Annotated in this window: 17 protein-coding genes and 1 tRNA gene; 11 read left to right on the top strand and 7 right to left on the bottom strand. The window is 33.1% G+C overall.

All coding sequences use genetic code 11. The features are described 5' to 3' along the window. Positions 1 to 41 precede the first annotated feature (41 nt). The 6 genes from AC0L3Q_RS04990 (at position 42) to AC0L3Q_RS05015 (ending at position 3793) form a co-directional block, all read left to right on the top strand. The gene (locus AC0L3Q_RS04990) at positions 42 to 491 is read left to right on the top strand and encodes a GatB/YqeY domain-containing protein (RefSeq protein ID WP_073315447.1); all 450 of its coding nucleotides are present in this window, start codon (positions 42 to 44) and stop codon (positions 489 to 491) included. Between the two features lie 16 nt (positions 492 to 507). After that, positions 508 to 581 (top strand) — tRNA-Arg (locus AC0L3Q_RS04995). A 401-nt stretch (positions 582 to 982) separates the two neighbouring features. After that, positions 983 to 1585 carry a hypothetical protein gene (locus tag AC0L3Q_RS05000; RefSeq protein WP_473285573.1) on the top strand — a complete coding sequence of 201 codons (603 nt, stop codon included), beginning with the start codon at positions 983 to 985 and terminating at the stop codon, positions 1583 to 1585. A gap of 147 nt (positions 1586 to 1732) precedes the next feature. Next, on the top strand, positions 1733 to 2242 hold the full coding sequence (locus tag AC0L3Q_RS05005) for a Crp/Fnr family transcriptional regulator (RefSeq protein WP_473285574.1): 510 nt from the start codon (positions 1733 to 1735) through the stop codon (positions 2240 to 2242). Positions 2243 to 2301: 59 nt separating this feature from the next. Next, entirely contained in the window at positions 2302 to 2733 is a 432-nt protein-coding gene (locus AC0L3Q_RS05010; RefSeq protein ID WP_473285575.1) for a DUF2141 domain-containing protein, read from the top strand. A gap of 208 nt (positions 2734 to 2941) precedes the next feature. Continuing rightward, entirely contained in the window at positions 2942 to 3793 is an 852-nt protein-coding gene (locus AC0L3Q_RS05015; RefSeq protein WP_473285576.1) for an acetolactate decarboxylase, read from the top strand. 436 nt (positions 3794 to 4229) lie between these two features. On the opposite strand, the gene AC0L3Q_RS05020 is transcribed toward AC0L3Q_RS05015, so the two are convergent. From AC0L3Q_RS05020 to AC0L3Q_RS05050, 7 genes are all read right to left on the bottom strand, one after another. Further along, complete coding sequence (locus AC0L3Q_RS05020) at positions 4230 to 4958, bottom strand: LytR/AlgR family response regulator transcription factor (RefSeq protein ID WP_473285577.1); 729 nt, start codon at positions 4956 to 4958, stop codon at positions 4230 to 4232. A gap of 1 nt (position 4959) precedes the next feature. After that, entirely contained in the window at positions 4960 to 5229 is a 270-nt protein-coding gene (locus tag AC0L3Q_RS05025; protein WP_473285578.1) for a hypothetical protein, read from the bottom strand. Beyond that, on the bottom strand, positions 5226 to 5699 hold the full coding sequence (locus tag AC0L3Q_RS05030) for a sensor histidine kinase (RefSeq protein WP_473285579.1): 474 nt from the start codon (positions 5697 to 5699) through the stop codon (positions 5226 to 5228). The genes AC0L3Q_RS05025 and AC0L3Q_RS05030 overlap by 4 nt, the downstream gene beginning before the upstream one ends. 318 nt (positions 5700 to 6017) lie before the next feature. Continuing rightward, positions 6018 to 6308: a DUF4907 domain-containing protein gene (locus AC0L3Q_RS05035; protein ID WP_473285580.1), complete on the bottom strand. Its 291-nt coding sequence runs from the start codon at positions 6306 to 6308 to the stop codon at positions 6018 to 6020. Positions 6309 to 6437: 129 nt separating this feature from the next. Next, positions 6438 to 7457, bottom strand: a complete 1020-nt coding sequence (locus AC0L3Q_RS05040) for a Kelch repeat-containing protein (protein WP_473285581.1) — start codon at positions 7455 to 7457, stop codon at positions 6438 to 6440. Further along, positions 7441 to 7800: a hypothetical protein gene (locus AC0L3Q_RS05045; RefSeq protein ID WP_473285582.1), complete on the bottom strand. Its 360-nt coding sequence runs from the start codon at positions 7798 to 7800 to the stop codon at positions 7441 to 7443. The genes AC0L3Q_RS05040 and AC0L3Q_RS05045 overlap by 17 nt, the downstream gene beginning before the upstream one ends. Further along, positions 7776 to 8348: a DUF6268 family outer membrane beta-barrel protein gene (locus AC0L3Q_RS05050; protein ID WP_473285583.1), complete on the bottom strand. Its 573-nt coding sequence runs from the start codon at positions 8346 to 8348 to the stop codon at positions 7776 to 7778. The genes AC0L3Q_RS05045 and AC0L3Q_RS05050 overlap by 25 nt, the downstream gene beginning before the upstream one ends. Positions 8349 to 8571: 223 nt before the next feature. On the opposite strand from AC0L3Q_RS05050, the gene AC0L3Q_RS05055 reads away from it, so the two are divergent. From AC0L3Q_RS05055 to AC0L3Q_RS05075, 5 genes are all read left to right on the top strand, one after another. After that, a complete protein-coding gene (locus tag AC0L3Q_RS05055) occupies positions 8572 to 9894 on the top strand; it encodes a DUF4270 family protein (protein ID WP_473285584.1) in 1323 nt (440 codons plus the stop codon). Positions 9895 to 9931: 37 nt separating this feature from the next. Next, positions 9932 to 10372: a hypothetical protein gene (locus tag AC0L3Q_RS05060; protein ID WP_473285585.1), complete on the top strand. Its 441-nt coding sequence runs from the start codon at positions 9932 to 9934 to the stop codon at positions 10370 to 10372. Positions 10373 to 10689: 317 nt separating this feature from the next. Then, complete coding sequence (locus tag AC0L3Q_RS05065; protein ID WP_473285586.1) at positions 10690 to 11133, top strand: hypothetical protein; 444 nt, start codon at positions 10690 to 10692, stop codon at positions 11131 to 11133. A gap of 12 nt (positions 11134 to 11145) precedes the next feature. Continuing rightward, on the top strand, positions 11146 to 11508 hold the full coding sequence (locus AC0L3Q_RS05070) for a hypothetical protein (RefSeq protein WP_473285587.1): 363 nt from the start codon (positions 11146 to 11148) through the stop codon (positions 11506 to 11508). A gap of 106 nt (positions 11509 to 11614) precedes the next feature. Beyond that, a complete protein-coding gene (locus AC0L3Q_RS05075) occupies positions 11615 to 12625 on the top strand; it encodes an efflux RND transporter periplasmic adaptor subunit (RefSeq protein ID WP_473285588.1) in 1011 nt (336 codons plus the stop codon).

Genomic DNA, 12625 nt, shown 5'->3' on the forward strand with positions numbered 1-12625 from the left:
ATTTTTTATCTTCGCAATCCAATAGTTTAAAAACGGTAAAAATGAGTTTACAGAAGCAAGTAATGACCGCTATGAAAGAAGCGATGAAAGCCAAAGATACAAATGCGCTAACGTCGTTGCGAGCTATCAAATCAGCTATTTTGTTAGCACAAACTGAAAGTGGAGCTAAAGAAGAATTGACTGAAGATGAGGAGCTTAAAATCTTGCAAAAATTGGTAAAGCAACGTAAGGATAGTGCTGCTATTTTTACAGAGCAAGGAAGAGATGATTTGGCACAACCAGAATTGGATCAAGCCAAAGTGATCGAGCAGTTTTTACCAGAACAACTTACCGAAGAAGAAATCGAGAAGGTTGTGGTAATGACTATTGATGATATTGGAGCATCAGGGATGAAAGATATGGGTAAGGTAATGGGTATCGTATCCAAAGAATTGGCAGGACAAGCCGATGGTAAAACCATTTCTGCAATTGTAAAAAGTAAATTGTCTTAATAGTAAAGATCATAAAGGCCGCGTAGTTCAACTGGATAGAATATCAGATTTCGGCTCTGAGGGTTGAGGGTTCGAATCCTTCCGCGGTCACATCAAGCAGAAAACCACGTCATTGACGTGGTTTTTTATTTTATGGAAAAACCCAAAGCCATGGGCTTTAAGGTTTAGGAATAAAATAAAAAATCAGAGCGTTAGCTCGGGGTTTTCTATTTGCAGTAGTGAGTTTTTTAGGATCACCGAAGGTAATCCGATCTGTTGATCAACAGAAGTTGGCTTTAAGGTTTAGGAATAAAATAAAAAATCAGAGCGTTAGCTCGGGGTTTTCTATTTGCAGTAGTGAGTTTTTTAGGATCACCTAAGGTAATCCGATCTCTTGATTAACAGAGGTTAACCCTTACTTTTCTGATTCAATAGGTGTGTATATATCTTGTATTTGGGAAATATAGTTACCTTTAGTAACTATATATACGTTAGCCTTAATTAATAAAAACATGACTAAAAAGAAAAGAAAGATAGATATCAACTTAATAATCGCTATTGGAGTTTTGTTGGCAAGTATCGCTGCATTAATTATATCTACAAGGCAGGCAAATATTATGAACGAACAGACCAAAATACTTCTTGAACAGACTAAATCAGGTTTGTGGCCAAGTTTGAGTTTAGGAATGAGCAGGAACGTTCAAGCTGATGGGCTTAAAGGGTATGCATTTTACATATCCAATAGAGGTACAGGCCCAGCAATTGTCGAACAAACCTACATTTCTGTCGATGATAAGTTTATATCGGATTGGTCCGAGCTATATGACATACTTGAAGTTCCTGACAGCATTAAAGGTCATTCAAATGATATTCTTCTAAATAGAGTGATAAAACCAAACGAAGATTTTCAATTGATAGATTGGACTTACAATCCAGATTTGATGAAAGAAGTTTATAAGGAGTCTCATAGAATTAATATCACAATCTGCTATAAATCTGTTTATGGTGATTATTGGCAAATAAATCGAAAAGGGTTTAAAAATAATCTCGAGCGGAACATCTCTTCAGAATTAAAAGAATGTAATAACTTAAATGAGAAAGTATTTATTGAATAATAAATAAGGCTAACAATGTATAACAAATCATAGCAGCCTATCGGCAGGCAGACGCAATATACACGCAACGTCAGCACTAATTAAACCATGATTTACAATATAATAGAATATGTAGTAGAACATTTCCCCGAGTCGTATAGGAAATTATTGGACAAAATTTCTGCTGTTAAGTTATATGAGAAGAATGAATATATATTGGAACAAGGAAAATATTGTAATCATTTATGGTTTATCAATAGGGGTGCGGTAAAAGCATTTGAATCTATTGACGGGGCAAAAAGGGTCATACACTTCTTTTTAAAAAACAACTTTTTTACCAATTATTATTGCTGGGTTACACCACATACCTCAGATATTTCTTTTCAAGCTGTCCAGGATTGTGAATTAATTGTTATAAATCAAAAAAAGTTGATGAATCTATGTGAAGAGCATCACATTTTCGATACAATTGGAAGAAAAATAGCTGAAAATGTATATGTTCAAGAGTTTCAATTGCGAAAGCTACTTCTTAACTGTAATGCCATCCAAAGGTATGAATATCTTGAACGAAATAATCCTGAAGTCTTCCAATATTTTTCATTAAAGGATATTGCATCTTTTATAGGAATAACTGATGTATCACTTAGTAGAATTAGAAAAGAACGTTTCAAAAATTAAAACTTATCATATGTAAAGTTTAATAATGATTTGTCAATGTAGTTTTGAAAAAAATAATCATGAAAACAACATTGAATTTATTAACTATTAAATTGGTTACTATCTTAACTTTTGTTAATGTATCGGTTTATGGGCAAAACGATAATTTGCGAGTCGAAATAACAGGCTTTGAAAAACTAAATTCTACTAAAGTATTTGTTAGTGTATTTAATAAAAAAGATTTTTTAGAGCGCTCTATTGAAACGAAACCTATACGTGTTGCTGGAGATAAATTAATCGTAGAATTTAACCTTCCACCAGGTGAATATGCAGTTTCAACGTATCAAGATCTAAATAATAACGGTCAATTAGATAGACGATTTTACGGAAAACCAAAAGAACCTTATGGTTTTAGTCAAAATATACGTCCCTTCGGAAAGCCAAGCTTTGACAAATGTAAATTTGACCTTGCTAATTCTTTAAAAATAATTCCTATAACACTAATAAACTAAAAATGATAACGGTTTCACTTATATTGAATATAATAGTCTTAATACCTGTATGTATAGAATTAATAATTGATTCTGATAGAGTAAAAAAACAGCTGGAGAATTTACCATTGGTAGGGGTATTTTACTTGCTCTTTATAGCACAATATTATTTACTTCTGTTATCCTGCTTTTTTACACTCAATATTACTTTGTTTTTACCTTATTATTTATGCAAGTGGTGTATAAGCTTATAAGTCCAATTATTGCTAAAACTATTAGAAACCCAATTATAATAAGTAATATATTTATAGCATTATTTCATGGTGTTACTTTGTATATAATTATTGAAAATGGTAAAATTATTTTTAGGAAAATTTTCTTATCGATAGTTTTTGCGGTCCTATTTGGTTGTACCAATAATAAAAACAATACACTTGCGAAAACATATCCTGATATTAAAATTGTAGGCGCAATGAAAAACGTAATGTGGAAAGGCGAATTAGGGAGTAGTATTTATCTAGATACTATGTCAAACAAAAAAGGACTTTACGGACTTGGACCTATGAGCTATTTGACAGGCGAATTACTTATTAATAATGGAAAAAGCTATGTTTCAAAAGTGACTTCAGATTCTACAATGATCGTTGAAGAAACCTTTAAAACATCAGCACCATTCCTTGTTTATGGGAACATAACCGAATGGAATGAAATCGACTTGCCATTGAACATTAGGACAATTCAAAATTTAGAGAAATTTATTGACGATAAAACAATTGATTTTAAAAGACCTTTTGCCTTTAAACTAATCGGAGAAATTTCAAGTGCAATAATTCATATTCAAAATTTACCTAAAGGAACAAAAGTGTCCTCACCTCAAGAAGCACATTATGGTCAAACAAATTATGGGTTGAGAAATGAAAATGTTGAAATTGTTGGATTCTTCTCAACTGAACATAAAGGAATTTTTACTCATCACGACTCATTTTTACATATGCACTTGATAACAAAAGACGAGAGTAAAATGGGACATTTGGACGAATTAGAAATCGGAGAAATGAAATTATATCTACCGAAAAAATAAAAACTACCGTCAAAAACACGTATATAAAAAAAGAGGCTTAGTCCCTTGAATGAGACAAAATATAAAAATTCGATTCCGTACTAGTCGGATAGGTTAGCGTTTTTTTACACGCTACATTTCATATACAAGACCTTTATACAACATTTTGACCCGAACCAAATCAACATTTATTATGAACTAAATTCACTACTCTTCATAGCGTAACTTTTTTACTTTTGAAAAAGTTACAAAGGATAATTTCAGGAAAATTAAGAAAGTCAATAAAAGAAACTCTACGAGGTAATGGCTTAACTGATTTGGCAAAAATGCAAATGGTGCGGAAAATAAATTGAGTACACAATTTAAATGAAAGTTATATTGCTGGTTCTACTTTGTTTTTCATGGTTACAAAGATCCAAGTATACCTTATGATTAGAAGGTATAGTCTTCTTGGTAACTATATACCCAAGCGTTTTAAAAACGCCTTTTTATAACTTTCTCCAATTGGAACTCTTACGACGCCAATTATTATTCTATTTCTTTGAACTGAATCAATATAATGTATGTTGATAATAAATGATCTATGAACTCTCAAAAAACTATCCAATGGTAATTTAGTCTCCATATCCTTAAAACTCATCAAGGTTAATATAGGTTTTCCTTTGGTAAGGTGGATTTTTAAATAATCCTTAAGGCCCTCGATATATTGTATTAACCCTAACTCTATTTTTATGTTGTCATATTCTGACTTTACAAAAATAAACTGATCCGGAGCAATAGTGGGTTCTGCATTTTTGATTGTTGTATTTGGTGTTTTAAAATTATCTTTTTTTAATTCAAAAATTTCTTTTGCCCTATTAACAGCTTGTATAAACCTCGGGAATGGTATGGGTTTTACCAAATAATCTACTGCATTTAATTCAAAACCTTCTATGGCGTATTGAGAATACGCAGTAGTAAAAATAAAAAGGGGTTTATGATCTAAAGCCTTAATAAAGTCGATTCCATTGATTTGTGGCATTTCAATATCAGAAAATACAAGGTCAACGTTAGCATTGTTTATGATGTCCAATGCTTCTAATGCATTGGTAAAAGTTCCAATAACCTCTAAAGTACCCAAATCCTCGCAGTAGGATTTTATGATATTAAGTGCCAGCGGCTCATCATCAATAATAATACACCTCATTCTATCCTAATGTTAATGTTAAATCCACTTTATAATACTCTTTTTCTTCTTTTATAGTAAGCGTATGCGCATCTTTATATAAAAGGTTGAGACGATTCTTTATATTATCAAGACCAATACCAGAAGAGTCTTCATTTTTTTTATAGGTTCCGATGATATTGTTTATGCTCATCGTAAGCTTGTTTTCAGAAACTTCAATTTTTATGTCTATAATGGTGTTTCCTTTAAAATCTGTACCATATTTAAAAGCATTCTCTATAAAAGAAATCAATAAAAGAGGATAGATTTTTTTCCTTCATAGTTTCCTTTTATTAGTAATTTCACTTGTTCACTATTGGCCAGCCTAAGCCGTTGTAGTGACACGTAGTTTTTAATATAATCAATTTCTTTTTGAAGAAACACTATTTCTTGATTCGCCTCGTATAGCATATATCTCATTAATTCGGATAATGTGATTACTGCTTCTGGAGCTTCATTAGATTTATTGCGTACCAATGAATATACACTGTTCAATGAGTTGAATAAAAAATGTGGATTCAGTTGAGTTTTTAGAAATCGAAGTTCTGTTTCTGTTCTTTTGGCCTCTATTTCTTTAGCAATTTGCTCTCTTTTATAAAATTCTACAATAAGGCTAAAAATACCCCCCAAAAGGAAAAAAACAAAAGAGAAAATTGCAGGGATGATATATTTTAAATTTTGAATAGGACGAAATTCATTTTCCAATTCAAAATACTTATCCAATTGGTCTAAAGGCGAAATTGGATAAAAATTTCTAAGAAGGTAGTTAAACAAAACCAAAACGCTAATAGAAAGAATAATGTATAAAAGGATTTTTTTCTTTAGGAGCAGTCTGGGGACTAAAAATAAATAATTAACATAGAATAATATGGCACTGCTGAGCCCTCTATAAATAAAATCTAATCGTATTTCATCTAATTCTGGGATAGCAATTATGATAGGTAACGTAAAAAAACATACCCATATAATTACATGAATCCAGACTTCTTTAATTCTAAAGCTTTTTTCAAAGCAATCAATTTTTTGTATGGATTAAGATAGTTATTTTTTGAAAGTGATATCATACTTCTTTAGTTCTTTTAATGATATCATGGGCATATTACCGGTTTTTAATTTGGTGATTACTAATGTGCCAATTTTTCTGGCCTCTTCTTTGGTTTTAAAACGTTGTTTACCTGAAACCCCGGGAATAGTTTCTTGTTTAATCATTAACTTCCCATCCAAATATACTTCGTAGTACCATTCTTTTTCAGCATGCTTATTGATCTTCAGTCTATATGGATTATCATTTTTTAGTGTGGCTTTTTGGATAAAAAAACAATACCAAAACACCAGTAATTATGATTATGAATACAACTGTATATTTAAGAAACTCTTTCATAGTGATTTGAAATAAATCAGACAGTATTTATGGACGAGGGGGTAGGTAAAAAAATACTGCCTGATCCTAACTAATTTTGATTAATCATCTTCGTCTTCTACTTGTAAGGGGAAAAATTCTCTATTATCATCCAGATATAAATTTCCACTTCTGCCTAATGCGACAAAAGCTCTTGATCCATTGTAAAAGGCAATTGCATCCTCTCTGGAAACACCTTCATATTCTGTTTTTTCGGTCCAGAGATCCGTCACAGGGTCATACTCCCATATAGATGTCGAAGGGCCTACTCCAAGATTTCCACAAGCAACGTATCCTTTGTTTCCCAAACTAAAACCTACAGCATTGTTTCTTACAATGGCATAATCGTCATTGTCATCCAGATCAGTTAATGCTGTCCAAATTTCTGTAGCAGTATCGAATTCCCAAAAATCCTCTTGATTTAGACCGTTAGAAATACCTGTTCCCAAATACACTTTGTCTCCTATAGAAAAGGTCATTGCATCTCTTCTCTTATCTCCGCCAAAACCTACTAATTCGGTCCATTCGTCTGCGTTAGGATTATATTTCCAGAAATCTTTTTTATCATTATCTCCATCAAAACCAGTACCTACATACCCAGAAGAATTGGAATTAAATGCAATAGCTCCTCTTCTTTTTCCTCCTACAAAATCGGCAATTGGAGACCACATATTGGTTGAGGGGTCATATTGATAAAAATCACTTAATTCATTGTCGCCATCAAATCCGGTTCCTATATAACCATTGCCGTTAGTTGTAAATCCTACTGCGGCGCTGCGTGCCACTCCCGGAAAATCTGCCAATTGACTCCAGAAATTTCCCTCCAGGTCATATTTCCAAAAATCCTTCAGATAATCATCACCGTCAAATCCGGTGCCCATATATCCGGTATTGTTGATAGTAAATGCTACCGCGCTGCTTCTTGGAGTTCCGTCAAATACGGATTTTTCTACCCAATTCCCTAGTAGCTCATCATCATCATCATTAGAACAACTAGTAATGGCAATGATCATTAGTGATATCAACACTAATTTTTGTAGTTGAAATGGATGTTCTATAAATGGATTATTCTTTGTTCTCATTCATCTTATTATTTAAGTTAAACTTTAATCCCATTGATATATAAAAAGAACTATCTGATGCGATATCATACAGTTCATCATTGTTGTTGTCTAGTATTTTTAATTGATTCCAAGGCGAATAGCCCAGGCTTATGGTGGTAGTCCAATTGGGTTGGATTCTATAATTATATTGAATTTCGGTATTCAGCGAATTGTACTGTAGTTTTGTATTCGTTTGTACGCTGCGATCAGGTAAAGTAACCGATGATGATGCATTTCCGAAAAGGCCATCAAAATTGGCTTTCCCTGAAAAGGTATGTCGTTCTTTATAGGTATAGCTTATGCTCGTTTCGGGAATCCCCAATATGTAACTCCAATTTGATGGTGTTTTTTTCTAAAAGAAATAGCAGGAAAAAACTGAGGTTCGCCAAATGGAGTCCCGAAACCTAATCCAAATGTAAATATTGAAAAGGCATCTTCATTACCCCATTTTTTGGATACCGAAATTATAGCGTTGATAAGCAGGTCATTAGTGCTTAAAGTTCCTTCTAAGTTAGAGGATATAACCGGAGAAAAGAGAATGTTCCCTGACCAGGATTCATTAATTATATGTCTATAAAACATTCGAAATTGTATATTATGAATGTTTTCATAGGGTGCTAAACCAAAATCAACAAAAGAATCCTCCTTATACAAGAAGTCATAAAAAGTATATGCAATACCAAAGCCTAATACGCCATTTCTTAGCTTAGTTCCAAAGTTTAAATTCGCAGTATACTTTTCTATTTGGGTATCACCCACATCGGGAATAATAGAGTACTCAAAACCTCCTATTTCACCTTGCGGATTCTGACTCCATATCACATTGGTGATTCCTGAAATCATTATGATTAATGTAAAATGAAACTTCATTCTATACTAGTTTTAAGTAAAAATAAGTTGGCACCAAAACATCAAAAAAAGGATATACCAGTACACTTATTTTATATACCAAAACGAGATTCACCTCGATGAAACCTCGTTGAATAGATTTGTAGAGTGAAATCAGGAACTGGTATATAGGTATTTATGATCCGTAGATTCTAATTTTTTAATTCTGAACGGTCTCTTTCTTTTGTTATTCAATTAATAAAACATGAGGAAACAATCAGGCTTATTACTAATAGCACTATGTGTGATATCTTGGATGTCCTGTTCGGATCGTGAAGAAGATATTCCTACGTTAGAAGTAGGACAAGATTTTACGGATTCTAATGTTCGTATAGTGTCCATTGATACTTTTGGGGTTGAATTATCTACATTTAAGTTTGATAGCATTAATAGCTCCAGTAGCAGTAGATTATTATTAGGGCAGTACAGAGATGAATTCTTTGGTACCGTACGTGCTTCTAATTATTTTGAATTAACTTCATTTAACTACAACTTGCCAGATGATGCTGAGCTAGATAGTATCGCCTTGATTTTGGGGTATGATCGGTATTTCTATAATGATACTACTAAGGTTGCACAAGTGAATATTCATGTCCTTACCGATGAAGTTCTTCCAGAAAATGACTTTTTCTATAATACCAGTGTGCTTCCTTATGAAACTATTCCTATCGCTACAAGAAACTATATTCCCGAACCCTTTGATGAAGATTCTTTACACATTTCCTTGCCTCTTGCTTTTGGTCAAACCTTGTTTGATTTGATCAGTGAAGGAGATATTAATGACGATCAGGAGTTAATAAGGAATTTTAAAGGATTTACATTACAGCCGGGAGATAATGACGATGCTGCCGTTTTAGGGTTTTCAAAGAATAGTGAAAATACTTATCTCCGGTTTTTTTATACCGTTCCCGGAGAGTTTGGCGAAAATGAAGAAACGTTTGACTTGTTTATTAATCCTACTGCAATTACCCCAAAATCGTTTAATAATATTGATAGTAATGTAGCAGGAACTTTTCTAGAGCCTTTGATTGATCAAGAAATTAACTTGTTGTCAAAAGATAGTGACAACCGAAGCTATATTCAGGCAGGAACGGGGTATGTAACCCGAATACAGTTTCCTACCATTCGTAAAATTTATGATATTCCCGGTACCGGAACTATTCTTAATGCTACGCTACAAATTAAAATCCCTCCGCAAGCTTTTAGCGATATAGCGCCAATTAGGGATTCTCTTTTTGTTGATATAGCAGATCAAAACAATGATCTGGTAGATCGATTGTTTAACGGACAAGGAAATGTTTTTGCCATCATTAATGAAGAAAACGTAGAATTTAATGAGGTGATATACGAAATACCTATTGGGTTTTATTTGGAACAAGAACTCCAAGAAGCTCCAATAATAGACAACGCCTTGGTACTTTTTTCACAAAACTTTAATCAAACTGTAGATCGCTTTGTACTAGAAGGTGAAAGCAGTACAGACTATAGAGCACGGTTAATATTGACGTATGCTATTTATGATGAATAATAATTACTTACAAATACTAGGAATATTAATTTTTGGAATGTCTATATCAAGAGCGCAAACAAATTCTTTGACGGGATCACCATATTCCTTGTTTGGGTTAGGTGTACAAACCAATTCTAATATTGGAAGAAATAGTGCCTTGGGAAAAGGAGGGATTGCTTTAGAAAGTGACAATTTACTGAATACATTAAATCCTGCGTCTTTTACCGGTATCGCGGATAAGAGTTTTTTGCTGGATGTTGGGTTTTTAGGAGAGCTTAATAAAATTTCTGCCAATGATAAAGATGAGAACAGATTTTCTTCTAATTTTTCTAATCTAGCTCTGGGATTCAGCATTAACGAGAAATCGGGCATGGGATTATCCATGGTTCCGTTTACAGATGTCGGGTATGCCTTGATTGGTATTGAGACGAATATTGAAGGTTCTCAGGATGAATTTATAAGTAATATTACCGGTTCGGGGGGCTCAATGACTTAAGTCTGCATTATGGATACAAGCTGTTTGATAATCTGAATTTAGGAATTAAGTCTTCCTTTTTATTTGGCGCTATTAATCAAACAGAAAATATCTTTTTTGATGATACTTTTCTCAATATCACAGAAGAAAGTTTTTATAACGGTTTTAGGTTTGGATTTGGACTTCAGTATGATATCAATGAAAAATATGGAATCGGGTTCACAACAGATTTTCCCACTTCACTTCAAGGTGCTCAGGATAGAACAATTTTTAAAAGCCTGGATTTTATACCTACCGAAGTAGAAGATGAAAATGATTTAGAAATCGACAGTTTTGATTTGCCACTAGAGTTAGGTTTTGGAGCCAGAGCTACATTTTTTAATTCACTAATTGTCAATATCGATTATAAAGGAAACTTATGGGGGTTTACCAATCAAAGTGATGATATCGGAGATTATGTGGATCAGAGTATTATCAGTGTCGGAGCTCAGTATAGAGCAAAAGAAATAGGCTTAAAATATTGGGAAAATATAGAGTTCAGAGCTGGACTTAATTACGATTCAGGATACTTAAAAGTAAATAATCAGACAATCAATAATTATAGTGTGACTGCAGGAATAGGTTTTCCTTTGAGCATGAGAGGAGGTTCTATGCTCAATATATCCTATGCGACCGGACAACGCGGAACTGTTTCGGGTATTTTGGTATCTGAAAGGTTCAATACAATTAATGTAAATATAAGCCTTAAAGATATATGGTTTAAAAAACTTAAGTACAATTAAAAATAAGTGAAAATGAGAAATGGATTTTTAGCAATTGTAATAACTGTAATGTGCAGTATTAGTGTTTCAGCTCAGCAAAAAATGAAGGCAACCGAAATGGCCGAATATCAAACACTGCAAATGGTTAAGGAGTTGAATATGAACAGCGAACAAACCGAAAAAGTAGAATTGATCAATCTGAAGTATACAGAGAAAATGGTTGTTTTGATGGAATCAGAAGGAAGTATGTTCGGTAAAGTTGGAGATATGAATAAAATAAAAAAAAGTAAATCCGCTGAACTAGAAAAAGTGCTGTCTAAAGAACAAATGGAAAAGTATGAAGACGAGGTGGCTCCAAATATTAGGAAGCATCTAAGAAAGAATATGAAACAGTAAGAAAAATGAAAAAACATGTTAGTATTATCATAGGAGTTTCAATTGTGATTTTAGGCATATTGGCTTTTAAACTATTGAATGAAGAAGGCCGGAAAAAAAGGAGGAGGTGATCATCGAAGCACCAGTAAAAGCAATTGAAGTAACCCAAGTAAAATTAACCAATATACCCTATGCCGTAGAGGCTACTGGCATACTGCACGCTAAGGAAAAAATAGAATTGTATAGTGAAGTGCAAGGGATAATTCAAAGAACAAGTACAGCTTTTAAAATTGGTAATCGTTTTAGAAAAGGACAAGCCTTAATTGTAATGGATAGTAAAGAGCATACGGCTCAAATTAAATCTGCTCGCAGCGATTTAATGAACCAAATCGCTGCTATGTTACCAGATATGGAGATTGATTATCCGGAGATCTCCAAAAAATGGGAAATATATTTAGAAAACCTAACTGTTCATACTAAAACGCCCGAGCTACCAAAATTCAATTCTAATGAAGAGAAACTTTTCGTATCAGGGAAGAATATCTATAGTGCATATTACAACATTATCAACTTAGAAGAGCGTTTAAGCAAATATTATATCAACGCCCCTTTTCAAGGAATTGTGACAGAGTCGAACGTGAATGTTGGAACCTTGATAAGGAATGGTCAAAAAATAGGCGAGTTTACAGATGATACCAATTTTGAACTCCACCTTTCTATACCTGCATCTGATAATAAATATCTCAAAAACGGAATTGCTGTCCATCTTACAACAATGGATGATCTTGAATCATTTACCGGAAAAATAACACGGATAAATGGGAAAATAAACCCAGAAACACAAAGTGTCAATGTCATAGTAGAAGTTAGTAACAAGGATCTAAAAGATGGTCAATACCTAAAGGCCAAAATAGATGGAGGATATTTAACAGACGCTTTCAAAATAGATAACGCGCTCATACTCGAAAAAAATATGGTCTATGTGGTAAAGGATAATCTGTTAGCATTGAAACCTGTAAAAATTCTTAATTATCAAGATGACACTTCTATTGTTACTGGTCTTGAATCAGGAAATCTTATTGTAAATCAAAGCATTGCTAATGCCTACCCTGGTATGCCTGTCAAAATTCTAGAATGA

The organism is Aquimarina sp. KJ22-3 (assembly GCF_055808215.1).